Origin of the sequence: Pseudomonas caspiana, assembly GCF_040224095.2 — a bacterium.
Taxonomy (GTDB): Bacteria; Pseudomonadota; Gammaproteobacteria; order Pseudomonadales; family Pseudomonadaceae; genus Aquipseudomonas; species Aquipseudomonas caspiana.
In genome coordinates this window covers 211653-229237 of the sequence record NZ_CP167995.1, presented here as the reverse complement: position 1 = coordinate 229237, position 17585 = coordinate 211653, and the positions used below count along the sequence as shown (strand labels likewise).

The 17585-nt window shown below is 56.7% G+C and carries 16 protein-coding genes and 1 tRNA gene; 7 read left to right on the top strand and 10 right to left on the bottom strand.

Annotation, left to right across the window (positions count from 1 at the left end; all coding sequences use genetic code 11):
- Positions 1-49: 49 nt before the first annotated feature.
- Both folK and folB read right to left on the bottom strand, forming a co-directional pair.
- Entirely contained in the window at positions 50-574 is a 525-nt protein-coding gene (folK, locus tag ABRP31_RS01050) for a 2-amino-4-hydroxy-6-hydroxymethyldihydropteridine diphosphokinase (protein ID WP_349971085.1), read from the bottom strand.
- Positions 565-918 carry a dihydroneopterin aldolase gene (folB, locus tag ABRP31_RS01045; RefSeq protein WP_349971084.1) on the bottom strand — a complete coding sequence of 118 codons (354 nt, stop codon included), beginning with the start codon at positions 916-918 and terminating at the stop codon, positions 565-567. Before folB ends, folK begins: the two co-directional genes overlap by 10 nt.
- 74 nt (positions 919-992) lie before the next feature.
- Between folB and plsY the strand changes: the two genes are divergently transcribed.
- Positions 993-1562, top strand: a complete 570-nt coding sequence (gene plsY / locus ABRP31_RS01040; protein ID WP_349971083.1) for a glycerol-3-phosphate 1-O-acyltransferase PlsY — start codon at positions 993-995, stop codon at positions 1560-1562.
- A 20-nt stretch (positions 1563-1582) separates the two neighbouring features.
- Here plsY and tsaD read toward each other — a convergent pair whose 3' ends face one another.
- Positions 1583-2620: a tRNA (adenosine(37)-N6)-threonylcarbamoyltransferase complex transferase subunit TsaD gene (gene tsaD / locus ABRP31_RS01035; protein WP_087268639.1), complete on the bottom strand. Its 1038-nt coding sequence runs from the start codon at positions 2618-2620 to the stop codon at positions 1583-1585.
- Between the two features lie 198 nt (positions 2621-2818).
- On the opposite strand from tsaD, the gene rpsU reads away from it, so the two are divergent.
- The 5 genes from rpsU to ABRP31_RS01010 all read left to right on the top strand — a co-directional run bounded on the left by rpsU (position 2819) and on the right by ABRP31_RS01010 (position 10844).
- The gene (rpsU, locus tag ABRP31_RS01030) at positions 2819-3034 is read left to right on the top strand and encodes a 30S ribosomal protein S21 (RefSeq protein WP_002551877.1); all 216 of its coding nucleotides are present in this window, start codon (positions 2819-2821) and stop codon (positions 3032-3034) included.
- A 495-nt stretch (positions 3035-3529) separates the two neighbouring features.
- Positions 3530-5491: a DNA primase gene (gene dnaG, locus ABRP31_RS01025; protein WP_349971081.1), complete on the top strand. Its 1962-nt coding sequence runs from the start codon at positions 3530-3532 to the stop codon at positions 5489-5491.
- 67 nt (positions 5492-5558) lie between these two features.
- Positions 5559-7409 carry an RNA polymerase sigma factor RpoD gene (gene rpoD, locus ABRP31_RS01020; protein WP_087268632.1) on the top strand — a complete coding sequence of 617 codons (1851 nt, stop codon included), beginning with the start codon at positions 5559-5561 and terminating at the stop codon, positions 7407-7409.
- Between the two features lie 136 nt (positions 7410-7545).
- Positions 7546-10752, top strand: coding sequence for an EAL domain-containing protein (locus ABRP31_RS01015; RefSeq protein ID WP_349971080.1), 3207 nt, complete (start codon positions 7546-7548; stop codon positions 10750-10752).
- 15 nt (positions 10753-10767) lie between these two features.
- Positions 10768-10844, top strand: a tRNA-Ile gene (locus tag ABRP31_RS01010).
- A gap of 342 nt (positions 10845-11186) precedes the next feature.
- On the opposite strand, the gene ABRP31_RS01005 is transcribed toward ABRP31_RS01010, so the two are convergent.
- The 7 genes from ABRP31_RS01005 to ABRP31_RS00975 all read right to left on the bottom strand — a co-directional run bounded on the left by ABRP31_RS01005 (position 11187) and on the right by ABRP31_RS00975 (position 16239).
- The gene (locus ABRP31_RS01005; RefSeq protein ID WP_349971079.1) at positions 11187-12344 is read right to left on the bottom strand and encodes a glutathionylspermidine synthase family protein; all 1158 of its coding nucleotides are present in this window, start codon (positions 12342-12344) and stop codon (positions 11187-11189) included.
- Positions 12345-12358: 14 nt separating this feature from the next.
- Positions 12359-13072: a DUF1190 domain-containing protein gene (locus ABRP31_RS01000; protein ID WP_087268624.1), complete on the bottom strand. Its 714-nt coding sequence runs from the start codon at positions 13070-13072 to the stop codon at positions 12359-12361.
- Between the two features lie 26 nt (positions 13073-13098).
- Positions 13099-13524, bottom strand: coding sequence for a DUF350 domain-containing protein (locus tag ABRP31_RS00995; protein WP_032629074.1), 426 nt, complete (start codon positions 13522-13524; stop codon positions 13099-13101).
- Between the two features lie 12 nt (positions 13525-13536).
- Positions 13537-14205 carry a DUF2491 family protein gene (locus tag ABRP31_RS00990; RefSeq protein ID WP_087268617.1) on the bottom strand — a complete coding sequence of 223 codons (669 nt, stop codon included), beginning with the start codon at positions 14203-14205 and terminating at the stop codon, positions 13537-13539.
- 50 nt (positions 14206-14255) lie between these two features.
- The gene (locus tag ABRP31_RS00985; RefSeq protein ID WP_349971078.1) at positions 14256-14816 is read right to left on the bottom strand and encodes a rhomboid family intramembrane serine protease; all 561 of its coding nucleotides are present in this window, start codon (positions 14814-14816) and stop codon (positions 14256-14258) included.
- Positions 14817-14895: 79 nt separating this feature from the next.
- On the bottom strand, positions 14896-15603 hold the full coding sequence (locus ABRP31_RS00980) for a PspA/IM30 family protein (RefSeq protein WP_087268611.1): 708 nt from the start codon (positions 15601-15603) through the stop codon (positions 14896-14898).
- Between the two features lie 15 nt (positions 15604-15618).
- The gene (locus tag ABRP31_RS00975; RefSeq protein ID WP_087268609.1) at positions 15619-16239 is read right to left on the bottom strand and encodes a YjfI family protein; all 621 of its coding nucleotides are present in this window, start codon (positions 16237-16239) and stop codon (positions 15619-15621) included.
- A gap of 168 nt (positions 16240-16407) precedes the next feature.
- Between ABRP31_RS00975 and ABRP31_RS00970 the strand changes: the two genes are divergently transcribed.
- Entirely contained in the window at positions 16408-17481 is a 1074-nt protein-coding gene (locus tag ABRP31_RS00970; protein ID WP_087268606.1) for an FUSC family protein, read from the top strand.
- Positions 17482-17585 lie beyond the last annotated feature (104 nt).

The following is a 17585-nucleotide window of genomic DNA, read 5'->3' as shown; positions in this document are numbered from 1 at the left end:
GATATACCTGATCCATCGCGTTCGCAGCCTTCGGCAGCTCCTACAACATTCAGCTATCCAGCAAGCTCTGCGGCGTCAGCTGTGTTTCGCGCCACTCAAACGCCACCGGCCACAGCTGCTGCTCGATCTGCGCGTTAGCCCAAAGCTGCTCGAACGAAACTCCAGCCTCAGGATGCACACGATCCGGGGCGATCAGCGAGAGCGGCCACAGCACGAAAGCGTTCTTGAGAATCTCGGCACGAGGCAGGATCAAACCGTCGAAGCTACCTACCTGATCGCCATACAGCAGCACGTCGATATCCAGCGGAAGACCCTTGCGATCAGGGGCATAACGGCCGTTATCGGCTTCGATAAATTTCAGACGGCGGTCCAGCTCCATCAACGGCAGCGCAGTCAATCCGGTTACCACCAGATTGAAGAACAGACCGCTCTTGATTCCAACAGGCTGACTTTCAAAAACCGGGGAACAGACGATTTCACTGACGAAGCCATCCAGCGCTTCCAGCCCCGCGATCAGGTGCTTCTCGCGCTCGATGTTACTGCCTAAACCAAGGTAAACCCGTGTCAGCGACATCCGCGCTCGATCTCCACGCCGACACCAGCAGCGGCCGCAACAGCACCGGGCTTGGTCAGCTTCAAGTGCAGCCAGGGAATCTGAAACTCATGCATGAGCACTTCCGCCAACCGCTCGGCAAAGGTCTCTACCAGTTGAAATTGCGCCTTTTCGGCAAAGTCCAGAATGCTCGTGGATACACTGGCGTAGTCGAGTGCTTTGCTCAGGTCATCCCCAGCAGCAGCCGGCCGATTGTCCCAGGCAAAGCTCAGGTCCAGACGCAGGCACTGACGAATGCCCCGCTCCCAGTCGTAAGCACCGATAACGGTATCGACTTCCAGACCCTCAATGAAAACTCTGTCCAAACACCACTCTCCACTGCACGACAAGGGCGCGATGCGCCGTTAGAATCAGGGCTTCCCAGCCCGGAATAGTTAGCATGTTTTGGTTACTGGCGATTTTCGCCTACCTGCTTGGCTCACTGTCCTTCGCCATTCTCCTGAGCCGCCTCACTGGCAGCCCGGACCCGCGCGCCAGCGGTTCTGGCAATGCAGGCGCGACCAACATGTTGCGTCTGGCCGGCAAAAAACTCGCGATCCTGACCCTGCTCGGCGACCTGTGCAAAGGCTTACTGCCTGTACTGATCGCCAATCTGGCCGGGATGGACCCCAGAGCGCAGGCCTGGATTGGACTCTGCGCGGTATTGGGCCATCTATTCCCGCTTTACTTTCGCTTCCGCGGTGGCAAAGGCGTCGCCACCGCTGCCGGAATGTTGCTGGGCCTGTATCCGCCCGCAGCCGCCCTGGCAATCTGCGCATGGGCGCTGGTGTTCTACCTTACCCGCACCAGCTCGATCGCGGCCCTGATCGCCACGCCACTGACCCTGCCACTGCTGGCATGGCAGGAACCCAGGGCACTGCTGCCGATGACCCTGCTTACCTTACTGATTGTGTGGCGTCATCGGGGCAATCTACGCGACCTGTTTGCCGGGCGCGAACGGCATTTCTGAATCACAAAGGTGAATCCGCTTCACGTTGGCGCGTGCAAACCCTGTAGCTGCTCCATCGGCCAGCGAGCCTGGACGCTGATGCTCAGATCTTCCTTCTGCCCAGCCTGCAAGCGCTGACATCCGGCAAAAGCGATCATCGCGCCGTTATCAGTACAGAATTCAGGACGAGCATAGAAAACATTGCCTTTAAGCTCGCCCAGCATTTTCTCCAGCGAAGCCCGCAAAGACTTGTTGGCGCTCACACCACCAGCAATGACCAGACGCTTCATACCCGTCTGTTTCAATGCCCGCTTGCACTTGATGGTCAAAGTCTCCACCACTGCCTGCTGGAAGGCCAGCGAGATGTCGCAACGAGTCTGCTCGCTGTCGTCCCCAGTGCTTTGGCATTGCTGCCAGGTCGTCAGCGTGGAGGTTTTCAGGCCACTGAAACTGAAATCCAGCCCTGGGCGGTCAGTCATCGGGCGCGGAAAGACGAAACGCCCTGCCACACCTTTAGTCGCCAGTGCCGCAATCTCGGGTCCGCCTGGATACTGCAAGCCCATCATCTTTGCAGTTTTGTCGAAAGCTTCGCCCGCAGCGTCATCAAGCGTCTCGCCCAACAACTCATAAAGGCCAATGCCATCGACCCGAACCAGTTGCGTGTGCCCACCAGACACCAACAAAGCGACGAACGGAAACTCGGGCGGCTGCGCTTCCAGCATTGGGGCCAGCAAGTGGCCTTCCATGTGGTGCACACCGAGCGCAGGAATGTCCCACGCGAACGCCAGAGCCTGGGCGCACGATGCACCGACCAACAATGCACCTACAAGGCCCGGCCCTGCTGTGTATGCGATAGCATCAATGTCTGTAGTGACAACACCGGCGTCGGCTATGACCTGACGAATCAGGGGCAGCATGCGCTTCACGTGATCACGGGACGCAAGCTCCGGCACCACACCGCCATAAGCGCGATGCAGGTCGATTTGGCTGAACAATGCATCGGCCAGCAGCCCGCGCTCACTGTCATAAAGCGCGACGCCGGTTTCGTCGCAAGAGGTTTCTAATCCCAGTACTAGCATGGGTTTGCGCCTTGTAGAGGCTGAATTCGAAGGCGCGCATAATAGTCGCCACCTGATGCGCCGACCAGCGGTTTTCGATCAGAGGCTTTGCATTCCTCTCAATGAGGGGTTAACATCCGCAACCCTTAAAAACCGACGTACTTATGTGCAGTCTTTGCACGAGACGTTGACCCCGGTAATGAATGAAGGTAGCTCTGGATGCCAGCCGTCAAAGTTAAAGAGAACGAACCCTTCGACGTAGCTCTGCGTCGTTTCAAGCGCTCCTGCGAAAAAGCCGGTGTTCTGGCTGAAGTTCGTAGCCGCGAATTTTACGAGAAGCCTACTTCTGAGCGTAAGCGTAAAGCAGCAGCCGCTGTTAAACGTCACGCCAAGAAAGTACAGCGCGAACAGCGCCGCGCCGTTCGTCTGTATTAATTTACAGACGTCTGTCGCAAGCTTCTGCAATGCCCGGCCTCAAAGCCGGGCTAGCGGCAGTTAAGGCACAGCATAAGCTACATCGAAGAAGCATACAGATCGCACATGCGCATCTGAAACTTCCTCAAAGCACGTCCCGCCTGAGATTCAGGCCACGTTGATCACGTCTTACGACGAATGCATCAAGGTGAATGACGAGTATGCCTTGATGACCTTCGCAAGAAGTTCAGCCAAGGCTGCGTCGCCCTCGACATGCTGAGCACAGCGAATCCGTAACGGACATTCGACTTGCTACGAACAGCAACACGCTACAAAGCCGTCACTGCCTGGTTTCCCACAGGTAGATTGCTGGCAGCTACCATTCCAGATAATGATGAGCAGCCGCGCTGAGATCAGGCTGTGCATGCCTTATGGCATTACAGAAAGACCTGCTGCAGCCGTTACATCCTGGATTCGCCACGATTCTCATGGCGAAACGCTTGATACGAGAACGATATGGCCGGGCTGATTCCCCAAGGCTTCATTGACGACCTCCTGAACCGCACCGACATCGTCGATGTTGTCAGCTCACGTCTGCAATTGAAGAAAACCGGGAAGAACTTCAGCGCCTGCTGTCCGTTCCACAAAGAAAAGACTCCGTCTTTCAGTGTCAGCCCCGACAAACAGTTTTACTACTGCTTTGGTTGCGGCGCAGGCGGTAACGCCCTCGGCTTCATCATGGACCACGACAACCTGGATTTCGTCCAGGCCGTCGAGGATCTGGCGAAATCAGCAGGCATGGAAGTCCCCCGAGAACAGGGCATCAAAGGGCAAAAGCCCCGCCAGCCAGTGGACTCGCCGCTTTACCCACTGCTCACCGCCGCCGCCGAGTATTACCGCCTCGCTTTGAAGAACCATCCATCGCGCAGAGCCGCAGTGGAATACCTCAAAGGTCGCGGCCTTTCAGGTGAAATTGCTCGCGACTTCGGTCTTGGCTTTGCCCCGCCCGGCTGGGACAACCTGCACAAGCACCTGAGCAGCGACACACTTCAGCAGAAGGCCATGATCGATGCCGGCCTGCTGATTGAGAATGCCGAAACAGGTAAGCGCTACGATCGGTTCCGCGACCGGGTGATGTTTCCAATCCGCGACAGTCGCGGCCGGGTCATCGCTTTTGGCGGACGAGTACTGGGTGACGACAAGCCCAAGTACCTTAACTCGCCGGAAACACCGGTGTTCCATAAAGGCCAAGAGCTATATGGCCTGTTTGAAGCACGTAAATTCAACCGCAACCTCGATGAAATCATCGTGGTTGAAGGCTACATGGACGTCATTGCTCTCGCCCAGCAAGGCTTGCGCAATGCCGTCGCCACATTGGGTACCGCGACCAGCGAAGAACACCTGAAGCGCCTGTTCCGGGTCGTGCCCAACGTGTTGTTCTGTTTTGACGGCGACCAGGCAGGTCGCAACGCCGCATGGCGCGCACTGGAGGCCACACTTTCCAGCCTGCAGGACGGACGCCGGGCACGATTTCTGTTTCTGCCTGAAGGCGAAGACCCGGACACTCTGGTTCGCGCCGAAGGCACTGACGCTTTCAAGGCTCGCATCCATCAACATGCGCAGCCGCTGGCAGACTATTTTTTTGAACAGCTGACCAAGGAAGCCGACCCGCGCTCCCTCGAAGGCAAGGCCCACATGGCCACCCTCGCAGCACCGCTGATCGACAAAGTACCCGGCGCCAACCTGCGCACGCTGATGCGTCAACGATTGACGCAGATAACCGGCCTGACCAACGAAACAGTCAGCCAACTCGTCCAAAGCGCACCTGCTGAAGCGCCACCCAGTTATGACCCCGGCTTCGATTACGACGCCATGCCCGACTACGCTGATTACCAGCCACAGGGCGGATACGAACAACCCCCTAAGCAGGAATGGACGCCGAAAAAATCCGGCGGCCAGGGCCAGAAAAAGTGGGAAAAGAAGCCGTGGGACAAAAAAGGTAAGCGTGGAGATGACGAACCACGTGCCCCGCGCACGCCGGCGACCGTCGAACCACCAACGTTGACAGCATTACGAACACTTTTGCATCACCCGGAGCTGGCTGAAAAAGTTGAAGATGCCAGCCACTTCGCTGCAGAAGATCACACTTATGCGCAGCTATTGGTCGCTTTGCTCGAAGCTTTGCAAAAAAATCCAAAGCTGCGTTCGCTGCAACTGATTGCCCGCTGGCACGGCACCGAACAGGGCCGCTTGCTACGCGCATTAGCGGAAAAGGAATGGTTGATCTCGGCCGATAACCTTGAACAACAGTTTTTCGACACTATAACTAGGTTATCCGCCCGCCAACGCGAGCGCAGCCTGGAACAATTAATCAGGAAGGAACGCCAGTCAGGCCTGGACGCAGATGAAAAACTTCTGCTGCTCAAGCTGTTAAATCGGAATGTTCCTGCACAAACCCCGACCTCAACTGGCGCGTGAGGTCATAGCTCGGGTATAATCCTCGGCTTGTTTTTTGCCCGCCAAGACCTTCAGTGGATAGGGTGTTATGTCCGGAAAAGCGCAACAGCAGTCTCGTATCAAAGAGTTGATCACCCTGGGTCGTGAGCAGAAGTATCTGACTTACGCAGAGGTCAACGACCACCTGCCTGAGGATATTTCAGATCCTGAGCAGGTGGAAGACATCATCCGCATGATTAACGACATGGGGATCCCGGTACACGAGAGTGCCCCGGATGCCGACGCCCTGATGCTGGCCGACGCCGATACCGACGAAGCAGCCGCAGAAGAAGCGGCAGCAGCGTTGGCAGCGGTTGAGACCGATATCGGTCGCACCACTGACCCTGTGCGCATGTATATGCGCGAAATGGGTACGGTCGAGCTTCTGACCCGTGAAGGCGAAATTGAAATCGCCAAACGTATCGAAGAAGGCATTCGTGAAGTGATGAGCGCAATTGCGCACTTCCCTGGCACGGTTGACCACATTCTCTCCGAGTACACCCGTGTCACGACGGAAGGCGGTCGCCTGTCTGACGTACTGAGCGGCTACATCGACCCGGATGACGGCATTGCGCCGCCAGCTGAAGTCCCGCCGCCTGTTGACCCGAAAACAGCCAAGGCTGCCGAAGGCGACGATGACGAGGAAGAGAAAGACGAGTCTTCCGACGACGAAGAAGAAGTCGAAAGCGGTCCCGATCCGATCATCGCCCAGCAGCGCTTCGGTGCAGTTTCCGATCAAATGGAAATCACCCGCAAAGCCCTGAAAAAGCATGGCCGCGACAGCAAGCAGGCAATTGCCGAGCTGGTTGCACTGGCCGAGCTGTTCATGCCGATCAAACTGGTTCCTAAACAGTTTGAAGGTTTGGTGGAGCGTGTTCGCAGCGCACTTGAGCGCCTGCGTGCTCAGGAACGCGCAATCATGCAGCTGTGTGTACGTGATGCACGTATGCCGCGCGCCGACTTCCTTCGCCAGTTCCCAGGCAACGAAGTTGACGAAAGCTGGACTGATGCACTGGCCAAAGGCAAAAGCAAATACGCTGAAGCCATTGCCCGCCTGCAGCCTGATATCCAGCGTTGCCAGCAGAAGCTGACCGCGCTGCAGACCGAAACCGGTCTGACGATTGCTGAAATCAAAGACATCAACCGTCGCATGTCGATCGGCGAGGCCAAGGCCCGTCGCGCGAAGAAAGAGATGGTTGAAGCGAACTTGCGTCTGGTTATCTCGATCGCCAAGAAGTACACCAACCGCGGTCTGCAATTCCTCGATCTGATCCAGGAAGGCAACATCGGTTTGATGAAGGCGGTGGACAAGTTCGAATACCGTCGCGGTTACAAGTTCTCGACATACGCCACATGGTGGATTCGTCAGGCCATCACTCGCTCGATCGCCGACCAGGCACGCACCATCCGTATTCCGGTGCACATGATCGAGACGATCAACAAGCTCAACCGTATTTCCCGGCAGATGCTGCAGGAAATGGGTCGCGAACCGACCCCGGAAGAGCTGGGTGAGCGCATGGAAATGCCTGAGGACAAGATCCGTAAGGTATTGAAGATCGCTAAAGAACCGATCTCCATGGAAACACCGATCGGTGATGACGAAGACTCCCATCTGGGCGACTTCATCGAAGACTCGACTATGCAGTCGCCAATCGATGTCGCTACGGTTGAAAGCCTGAAAGAAGCCACTCGCGAAGTGCTGTCGGGCCTGACCGCCCGTGAAGCTAAAGTTCTGCGTATGCGCTTCGGTATTGATATGAATACCGACCACACTCTGGAAGAAGTCGGCAAACAGTTCGACGTAACCCGTGAGCGTATTCGTCAGATCGAAGCCAAGGCACTGCGCAAGCTGCGTCACCCGACAAGAAGCGAGCATTTGCGCTCGTTCCTTGACGAGTAAGCTAGCGACGCTACACACAAAACCCCCGGCCCTGCCGGGGGTTTTGCGTTATGGATCAGAAGTTTTCAACTTCAGGCGACGGTTTTCTCAGTACGGCTACACTCGTCTCATTGCCATCCGCCATCATGAGACTGCCATGTTACAACTGCCGGCCATTTTCCTAGCGTACGTAATAGGTTCTCCGGCGGCCGCCGCATATTCAGAAAACCTCTCCGCACCGGCACAGGGGGAGATTTCAGCTGCGTACCGGGCAAGTTCCGAACCTCGAAACCTATACGCGGCTGCCTCCGGGGCCCCGGCCAATGCAGAACAACCCCAGCCCATTACCCAGGTAACAGCCCTTGAATCGGAGTCCGAGCTAAAGCAGCGAAACGGCAATACCCCCTTAAAGGAAACCTTCCTGCTTTACGGCCTTCCAGGGCTCCTGCTGCTTTTCACCGTGCTGATTATCGTGATTCGCGTCAACCGACAACTGAGCTCGGAAATCACCCGAAGGATGGAGCTCGAACAGGAGCTGCGCAGTAGCGAATATCACTATAGAGGAATGGTTGAAAGCCTTTCAGCAATTGCCTGGGAGGCCAACCCGGAAGATTACCGCTACAGCTATGTATCACCTCAGGCCGAAAGCCTGCTGGGCTACCCACTCCAGCAATGGAGAGAGCCAGGGTTCTGGCGCACGATTGTCCATCCTCAGGATCTGCTCAGAACCGAAGCGATATGCATCCTGGAAGCCAGCAACGGTAAAGATCACAGTGTCGATTACCGGGTCATCAGCGCCGACGGCCGAACACTTTGGGTGCGAGACATCATCAGTTTGAGCAAGCACGGTCGTACCCCCGTTATGCGCGGGCTGATGATCGACATTAGCGAAACGAAACAAACCGAAGAAGCCCTGAAACTATCGGAAGGCAAGTTCGCCTCAGTGTTTGCTCAGTGCCCGGACATTCTGCTGATCGCGAGCCTCGTCGACGGCACCGTTCTGGAAGCCAATACCGCATTCGTCGAGCAAATAGGCTTGCCGGTGGAAGACATCATTGGCAGGACGCCGACCGAACTCGACGTCTGGGGCATTCCAGGCGTGGGCCCCGGAATACTGGAGCGCCTGCAGAAGGGCAGCATTCGTAACCTGGAGATGCCTTTTCGACGCAAAGACGGCCGTACGTTCTCCGGACTGATTTCTGCCGAACCGTTTGACCTGAACTCCATTCCAGCTGTTGTCGTCGTGGTTCGGGATATCACCCAACTCAAAAAGGCTCAGCAAGAACTCCAGCTGTCTGAGGAGAAGTTCGCCAAATCATTCCACTCATCACCGGACGGCCTGTTGATTACCCGACAACGAGACGGCTTGATGGTCGAGGTCAACGAGGGATTCAGTCGCATGACGGGTTACGACAGTGCGACCTCGCTGGATCAATCCACCCTCACGCTTGGAATCTGGGCGAACCCAACGGAGCGCGAAAAGCTGCTGGAGCAACTGAACCGCGACGGTTTCGTGCGTGATTTCCGCAGCCATATCAGACGTAAGGATGGCCAGATTCGACTGTGTGAAGTCTCGTCACGGCCGCTGCTTATAGCAGGCGAAGACTGCATGCTGACCATCGCCCGGGACATCACCGAGCGTCATCAGATGCAGGAAAAATTGCAACTCGCAGCCACTGTATTTGAAAGCACCGCCGAAGGTGTTCTGATTACCGATACCCGCCAGCGCATAAACGCCGTAAACCGGGCATTCAGCGAAATTACCGGCTACAGCGAGCAAGAATCCTTGGGACAGACTCCGCGGCTGCTTGCCTCAGGCCTGCATGACAGCGCGTTCTACGCAGCCATGTGGTATCAGTTGACCGCCGAAGGGCATTGGCAGGGGGAGATCAGTAATCGGAGAAAGAACGGGGAGATTTACCCAAGCTGGCTGACGATCAGCGCTGTAAGAAACAAGGAACAGTTCATCACCCACTTCGTTGCGGTCTTCGCCGACATATCCAGCCTCAAACATGCGCAGGCGCGCCTGGACTATCAGGCCCATCACGACCCGCTCACAGGTCTTCCCAACCGAACGCTGTTCGAAAGCCGCCTGCAAGCAGCCCTGCTGCACAGCGTGGAATCCAACAGCCTTGGTGCTGTACTGTTTCTCGATCTGGACCGCTTCAAACACATCAACGACAGCCTCGGCCATCCAGTGGGCGACCTGCTGCTCAAAGGCATCGCACAACGCCTGAAAGAAACCCTGCGCGATATCGACACCGTCGCACGCCTGGGCGGGGACGAATTCATCATCCTGCTGCCTGGCCTGCTTCATCCTGGCGATGCGGAAGCCATCGCCACCAAACTACTGGCCTGTTTCACAGCCCCCTTTCAAGCGGATGAACATGAGTTTTTCATGAGCGCCAGCATTGGCAGCTGTCTATTCCCCACCGATGGTCACGATGTGGCCACCGTCGTGAAAAACGCCGATGCCGCCATGTACCGCTCCAAAGCCAAGGGTCGCAACCGGGTCGAAAGCTATACGCAAGATCTGACGTCCCAGGCCAGCGCCCGAATCGCCCTCGAACACGAACTGCGCAGGGCCATCGAGCGTAATGAATTCAGCCTCTGCTATCAGCCGAAAATCAGTCTGGTCAGCCAGCGACTGGTCGGCGCAGAAGCCTTGCTGCGCTGGACGCATCCGACGCTAGGTGAAGTACCGCCCGAGCACTTCATACCGCTGGCTGAAGAGAACGGCATGATCCTGCAGATCGGCGACTGGGTGCTCGAACATGCCTGCCAGCAAATGCACGACTGGAACAAACTCTACAAATCCTTTGGCGCGCTGTCGGTGAACCTGGCCGGCGCTCAGTTACGTCAGCCGAACCTGCTGAGTCGCATTCAACAACTGCTCTCAGACCACCAACTGGCTCCGGATTGCCTGCAACTGGAGATCACCGAAAACTTCATCATGAGCCAGGCCGAGGAAGCCCTCGCTGTCCTGCACAAACTCAAAGCTCTGGGTGTCCAACTGGCCATCGACGACTTCGGCACGGGCTACTCATCCCTGAGCTATCTGAAACGCTTGCCGCTGGACATCCTGAAAATCGACCAGTCATTCGTGCGCAGCCTGCCCGAAGACCCGCACGACGTCGCTATCGTGCGCGCCATCATCGCCCTGGGCCGCAGCATGCAACTGACCGTCATCGCCGAAGGCGTGGAGAACAACGAACAACAGCAATTCCTAGCGAACGAAGGCTGCGAACAGATCCAGGGCTACATCGTCAGCCTCCCTCTCCCTCCCGATGAATTCAGCGCGAAATTTCTTCGTACGACTCTTTCGGACTTTTCGGATAGCACAGCATCGAAACCGCCGTTATAATCCGCGGCCTACTGAGGGCCTATAGCTCAGTTGGTTAGAGCAGGGGACTCATAATCCCTTGGTCCACGGTTCGAGTCCGTGTGGGCCCACCAAATTAAAAAGCCGCGCTAATACGCGGCTTTTTTGGTTTTGGGTAGATAGCTTTCATGCCACCGAACGTTTGGAAGGCCCTAAACAGGGGCTTATCGGTCCCTTTTTAGGACCGATCGATTTTATATGCCACCTCTACCCTTAAGGTACTACCACGCCGTGCAGCAAAGGGCGGCAAAGCCTATGTTCCACTGCAACGCTATCTGCGTCTGAGCGGACGCCATCGCCAGCAACCTCACTCCTACAGGAGGTCGGTACCTGCCATAAAGATCTGTCGTCTTTGATGCCGCACTCGCGAATGAATTCGCTCCTACAAGGACATTGTGTTGGCGGTACCGCCTCTCTCAATCCAACACCACATGCGGCAAAAACCGGCTGCTGTCCTTGGTGATCAAGCTGTCGTCTTCCCGAATACCAATCCCTGAAGCCAAGTCGCCCACGACCCATGAACCGATGAGCGTGTAGCTGTCGCCGAAGCGTGGCAGCGGGGCGAACTGTTGCAGGATGTAGGGCGCGTCGTTGTAGGGACCGTCTTCGAAAATAACTTCGTCACCCGGGGTGCGGATTTCGATGTTGGCGCCTTCACGGGAGAAGTAGGGTTTGCGGACCCAACCTTTCGGGACAGGCGCTCGTGGATCTTTGTCGACGAAGGTCGGCAGCAGGTTCGGATGCCCTTCGTTGAATTTCCAGAGCAGCGGCAGGATGCCTTTGTTGGAGATGATGGACTTCCACGCAGGTTCGATGAACTGGGTGTCGCATTGCGGGACTGCCTGGCCATGGGGTTCGTGGAACACGTGCTCCCAGGCATGCAGTTTGAAAATACGCTCGATCCAGCGGCCCTCAAGATCGACGAAGCGGCCCTGTGAATTCAGACCAATGTCTTCGATATCGATGTGCCGGGTTTCGATGCCGACATGCTCAGCCATCTTGCGCAGGAATTCAGTGGTGCCTCGGTCCTCGGCTGAACCTGACATCGAGGAGAAGTAGAATGGCCCGCCCTCTCTGATAGCCGCGAAGGCTCGAACCAGATCCTCTGCCAACGAGTTGAACTGCGAAGCGTGTGCAGGCAATACGCCTCGGGCGATCTGCTCTTCCAGCCAGATGAGCTGAAATGCGCCAGCCTCATAGGCAGAGGTTGGCGTATCCATATTGCCTTCCAGCAATTTCGCCGGATTTACACCGTCGTAACTGAAGTCGAAGCGCCCGTACAAATGCGGGTGCCCCTCCTTCCAGGATGTCCGGACCAGATCGAAGAACGCTGGCGGGATTGCCAGTTCGGTCAGTAGCTCCTCGCTCTCTACCACCCGCTCAACGGCATCCATACACATGGCATGAAGCTCCTGAGTCGGAGCTTCAATGTCGCGGGTGATCTGAGCTTCGCTGAACTGATAGTAGGCGCGCTCATCCCAGTAGCGCTCGCCGTCGATGGTGTGGAAATCGAATCCCTCACGCTCGGCGGTTTCGCGCCAGTCAGGCCGCTCTTCGATACTGATTTTCTTCATGGCTGGCGCTCCCGTTAGCCGCCGAAGCCGCTGCTTTTGCCGCCCCAACCGCTGCGAGCAGTTGCCTGGCTGCCAAATCCGCCACGGGAAACCGACGACGAGACTGATGAGTTACGGCCCAGCGTGCTCTTGGTGTAGGCACCGGTTGAACTGGTGCGCGCCTGAGTGGAATTGCCGAACGTCTTGCCGCGCTCGATCTGACGGGACAGCGTCGAGGACTGATAGCCGCCGCGCCCATCACGCTCCTGATAAACCGGTTGAGAGTTGTAGCGACCACCACCGCCAAGGTTGCTGACCATATTGCTGACCAACATGCCCATCAGGAATCCATTGACGCCTGAGCTGGCGAAACCAGAGCCCCCCGACTGACCGGCCTGAGCATTGGCCGCATCGACCTGCTCTTTGGGTAACTGACCGGAAAGCTCCAGCTGGAAGCCGCCGAGTTTTGGCGTGAACTTGCCATCAGAGTTCTGCTGGCAGTAATCAGGGACAAAGTCTGCCTCACATGCGGCCGCACTGTCGTACGTTGGCGCAATGCGCCGGTGATCCGCCAAGGCCGTCATGTAGGCATCCGAGCAGACGTCGACAGGAACCTTCTGATCCACGCAGGCTTGTACTGTCGGAAATGTCTGTTGCGCCGTGACGTCGACGGTGTCGGACTTGCCGCACGCACTGAGTGCAAGCGGCAACGTGCTGGCCAGGACCAGCTTCAAAGAACTACGTCTCATCGAATACTCCTTTCGATCACAGGCAATCAGGTCGACGGCGTCATGCAGGCCGAATTGAGGAAGCCGACACTGATCGAAACGCTGGCCGCGTAAATGGCAGCGGCCAGTTCGCCACGGGTGATGCGAGCCGAGAGGTCCTTAAGAACAAAATTGGTCGCGGTGAACGCCAGCAATTGCACAACAGCTGCAATGACCGCCCAGATCACCACGTCCAGCACGCTGATGCTGTAAGTGATCACGTTGCTGGCAGGCAGAGCGAACCCGATCAATGCACCGCCCAGTGCAACAGCGGCAGCGACATTGCCTTCGCGAATCTGCACGAACTCTTTGTGCGGAGTCAGGCGGGTGTAGGCCATCTGGAACAGACCGAACAAACCACCCGCCACAATGATGTAGATAACGAAGCTCAGCACCGACTGAAAGCTGAGGGACAAACTAAGCGCATCAAGCATTTTTACTTCCTTTTAGATGACGGTGAAGTCAGTGGACTGCAGCGTGACGCCAACCGAAGTAGTGAGAGAAACGATGCCCTCTTCATCCTCCTCAACCGACAACAGCAAAAACTCACGACGATCAATCAAGCCCGTGTCGCGGGCGTACAGCATACTCAAATGCTCGATCCGGTAGCTGCCTTCGGGGTTGGCAACCTCTTCGGTCATGGGGGTCAATTCAGTTTGACCTTCTTCCGTGCCCCACTGCCGCTCGTACTCCCAGCCGTCGTGCTCGTACAGTGGCAAACCGATTTTGGATTCGGGGCCTACCAGACGCTTCAATTCCGACTCGCTGTTGATGGTCACAACGCTGCTGTAGCCGAACAGGATAACGTCCTGCACATCTTCGGCGGCTGGGCCATTCATCATGACCTGCATCCAGTAGTCTTCATCTTCGAAGTAGAAGCGCACCAGCCGAATGGATTGCCCAAGGTCCACGTGACCCACAGACCAGACCACCTCTTCATTGGGTACAACCAGTTCCGAATGCCCATCAAGCAGCAACTTGAGCGAGTCATCAAGATCCAGCATGCGTCCGCTTGCCAGGCCAAACGGCGTGAGCAACGCTGCACTATTTAACGGCGCGACCGCTGCGGGCGGCTTTGGCGGCGCCAACCCCAAGGCTCGTTTGATCCAACTCATAATGCGTTTCCTTTCATTGGCGCCGAAGCGATGCTCAGCGCGAAAATTGCTCACACCGACGGATTTTCAACCAGCCCTTTTGCGTGCATCAGCCAGGCCACGACAATACCGGCAAGCGCGCCCGCAATGTGTGATTCAACCGAGACGCCCGGCACCGGTATGAAGCCCAGGATCAATCCGCTGTAGCCGACCAATGTAACCAATGCGACAGCGAAGCTGATCAGACTGCGCTGAAACCACGCGCGCGCCAAGAGATAAGCCCACAACCCAAAGATCAATCCACTGGCCCCGACATGAATCGTCGACCGCCCCACTGCCCAGACCAACAGCCCACCCAGTAGCGTTACCAGCAACACTACACGGACATAACGCTGCAAACCTTCGGTCGCCACCAGCCAGCTCAGCACGATAAAGGGCAGCAGGTTACTCAGCAGATGACGAACAGAACCGTGCAGAAACGGGGAAAAAATAACGCCTTGCAGCCCCGACCAGGTCCTGGGGACCAGACCATGGCTGAGCAGGCTGTTTGCGGTCAGCGAGTTAATCACCTGAACTGCAATCATCAAAGCAGCGAGGCCAAGAATAACGCGTAGTCCGCTTCCGACTTTCATGTAGGCACCGTTCGAACCAGTAAAAGCAACCAAACAAAAAAGGGACAAACGGATTTCCGCTTGCCCCTTTTTTCAGACCTTACTGACCCGCGTTGCCACCTTGGCTCTGCGCTTTCAAGCGGGCCAGAACGTCAGCAGCACCACCGGTTTTCGCACCGATACCGGCATCCTGCAAACGACGCTCCAGATCACCACCGTTCGCCGCGTTGTCCAGTTCCTCTGCGGCTTCGAGCTTGGCGTCCTGTTCATCCTGACGCTGCTTGATGCGCGCCAGCGAACCCACGGCAGTTTCCAGACGGCCATTGGCACCGCCTGTGGCCGCGGCGGCGTTGATCTGCGCTTTCTGTACGCTGTCACGCGCCTTGGCCATGTCGGCTTGCTGACGCAGGCCTTTGATCTGGCTTTCGGCCTTGGTGACCTGAGCGGTCAACTTGGTGACCTGAATGCCGAACTGGTCAGCGGCGGCTTTTTCCTGATCACGCAGTGCGGTCAATTCGGAAACCTTTTCCGCACACTCCAGAGCCAGACCTTCTTCGCCCTTGTTCATGGCGGCGATGGCTTTCTGTTCCCAGTTGGCGATGTTCTTGTCGTGTTCGTCCACACGCTGTACGGACAGCTTGTGCTTGGCTTTGATCTGAATCAGCTGGTTACGGGCGGCGAGCATCGAAGCGTCGGCGTCACGGATTTCCTGATCCAGAATTCGTAGGGCTTGAGCGTCGACGATTGCCTCACCGACCTCGGAGGCGCCGCCACGCATAGCGGTAACCATTTTCTTCCAAAGGCTCATTGATTTGTCTCCCGATTACTGTGAGTCAACTGTTAAAAAATCTTCGTAGGCATCAGCGGCGCGGATCACGTTGTCTGCCAAGGTAAACACTTCCTGGACAATGACGGTCAGTGAAGAAGCCGCGCTCAGTGCGCCAAACATGCTGTAGACGGTCTCGCCGTTGGGCATGGTTTCGATACCGATGGACGACAGCGGGAAGATGTCCCGGCTGCGCAATACGGTGTCGTTGAATGCCGCGACGTCTTTTACCTGGGAGGCGTAAACCAGTACGCAATCCACAAGAATCTGGTCGCCCGCAATTGCAATGATGATCGGCAGGCCGCCGAAGTTATTCATCGTCACGCTCAAGCTTGGCTCGGCCCCCTGGACCAGCGTCAACTCGACTTCATTACTCTTTACCACGTCCAGTTCAACGAGCGCCGAGTGCAGCGTGTCGATGGTCCAGTTGGTATTTTCGCTCATGAATTCCTCCAGTTTGATGCGGTTACCCAAATAGGGCTGGCGTAACACTTTTTCGACGTTTCTCAAGACTTCAGCGTTTTCAGGAAGCACATACAGCTCTCTTTTGACGTACCCGGCCGCCGTCAGCCGTGCACGCATTTCACGCATGTAGTCGGTTGAAGTTTTTCGAGCCATCCGAGCGCCTTCCAGGACATCACATGTGATGGTTCAGCAAGCTACTCTCATAAAAACTCACATGCAACACCTCACATGTGATGAAACATTTCATCGCGACTGTGGCTTAGTGACGTCATCCCGCGTCTCTTCCGGGATCGATTCCCAAACCGCGCGGTCTTTAAACGCATGACCAATACCCGCTCTCTCCGTTTGCCTTTCTGGTTGCGTCGCGTTTTGCGGCCCTTGCTAGATCCTTACCGCCGCTATCGCCATGCTCGCCTGATCCATGCGGCGCGGATTGCGGTCGGGTTGCTGGTGACGATTCTATTGACCACGGGGCTGAATCTGCCTCACGGCGAGTGGGCATCGGTGACGATGCTGATCGTGATTGGTGGCTTGCAGCATCACGGCAATATCCGCAAAAAGTCCGTCGAGCGTGCCTACGGGACATTGATTGGTGCGGGGCTTGGGTTGCTGGTCGTTGTGCAGCAGGGTTATCTGGAGATGCCGTTGCTGACGTACGCGATGATGTCGGTAATGTGCGGATTCTTTGCGTATCACGCGATCGGCAAGGGCGGGTATACCGCGTTGCTTTCGGCCATTACGCTGTTCATCGTTGCAGGCCATGGTTACAACCCTATCAGCGACGGGTTGTGGCGTACGGTCGACATTCTTATCGGTATCGCGCTGGCGTTGGCATTTTCGTTCGCCCTACCGCTTTATGCAGTGTTCTCCTGGCGCTACAACCTGGCCAGCGGTTTGCGTGACTGCGCCAAAGTGTATGGCCGCATTATCCATGGCCAACCCGTAGCGGCTGACGAGCATCTGAAGCTAATGGCGCGCCTGAACGCCACCATGTTACAGCTGCGCTCGCTGCTGCCTTCAGTGTCCAAGGAAGTGCGAATTTCCATGGTCGAGCTGGATGCCATTCAAGGGCACTTCCGCATGTGCCTGAGCACGTTGGAAATCCTCGCCAACATTCGCCCGGAAGATCTGGATCAAGCGGCCGGCCCGGAATGGCGTGCACGCCTGGATACGGAGTTCCGGCAAACCCGCCGTCAGTTGATCGGTATGGCTCGTGCGTTGCAAACAGGTGCGACGGAGCGCCTGCAGCGTACATCCGAAACGAACCTGCCAGACCTGGGTTACCCGATCCCCGTGCAACTCACCGGGTATCACCTGCTGATGCTGCAACTGGCGAGCAATATCGACGGCTTGCAACAGCGACTGGCGAAAACTTCAAGACGCTGGAAAATCTGATCAGTCCAGGCAAACGGTAGCGCCCTGCGCGCATTCATACCGGCAGATGACAGACCACCGAAACTGCGATAGCTTGCCTAAAGGCACGGTGACATCAGCCGATG

Bases quoted from the DNA above. Each gene is read 5' to 3' on its own strand.
- ABRP31_RS00990 (WP_087268617.1), bottom strand. From the start codon at position 14,205: ATGAGTTGGATCAAACGAGCCTTGGGGTTGGCGCCGCCAAAGCCGCCC.
- ABRP31_RS00985 (WP_349971078.1), bottom strand. From the start codon at position 14,816: ATGAAAGTCGGAAGCGGACTACGCGTTATTCTTGGCCTCGCTGCTTTG.
- ABRP31_RS00975 (WP_087268609.1), bottom strand. From the start codon at position 16,239: ATGGCTCGAAAAACTTCAACCGACTACATGCGTGAAATGCGTGCACGG.
- rpsU (WP_002551877.1), top strand. From the start codon at position 2,819: ATGCCAGCCGTCAAAGTTAAAGAGAACGAACCCTTCGACGTAGCTCTG.
- rpoD (WP_087268632.1), top strand. From the start codon at position 5,559: ATGTCCGGAAAAGCGCAACAGCAGTCTCGTATCAAAGAGTTGATCACC.
- dnaG (WP_349971081.1), top strand. From the start codon at position 3,530: ATGGCCGGGCTGATTCCCCAAGGCTTCATTGACGACCTCCTGAACCGC.
- ABRP31_RS01015 (WP_349971080.1), top strand. From the start codon at position 7,546: ATGTTACAACTGCCGGCCATTTTCCTAGCGTACGTAATAGGTTCTCCG.
- ABRP31_RS01005 (WP_349971079.1), bottom strand. From the start codon at position 12,344: ATGAAGAAAATCAGTATCGAAGAGCGGCCTGACTGGCGCGAAACCGCC.
- ABRP31_RS01000 (WP_087268624.1), bottom strand. From the start codon at position 13,072: ATGAGACGTAGTTCTTTGAAGCTGGTCCTGGCCAGCACGTTGCCGCTT.
- ABRP31_RS00995 (WP_032629074.1), bottom strand. From the start codon at position 13,524: ATGCTTGATGCGCTTAGTTTGTCCCTCAGCTTTCAGTCGGTGCTGAGC.
- folK (WP_349971085.1), bottom strand. From the start codon at position 574: ATGTCGCTGACACGGGTTTACCTTGGTTTAGGCAGTAACATCGAGCGC.
- ABRP31_RS00980 (WP_087268611.1), bottom strand. From the start codon at position 15,603: ATGAGCCTTTGGAAGAAAATGGTTACCGCTATGCGTGGCGGCGCCTCC.
- tsaD (WP_087268639.1), bottom strand. From the start codon at position 2,620: ATGCTAGTACTGGGATTAGAAACCTCTTGCGACGAAACCGGCGTCGCG.
- plsY (WP_349971083.1), top strand. From the start codon at position 993: ATGTTTTGGTTACTGGCGATTTTCGCCTACCTGCTTGGCTCACTGTCC.
- ABRP31_RS00970 (WP_087268606.1), top strand. From the start codon at position 16,408: ATGACCAATACCCGCTCTCTCCGTTTGCCTTTCTGGTTGCGTCGCGTT.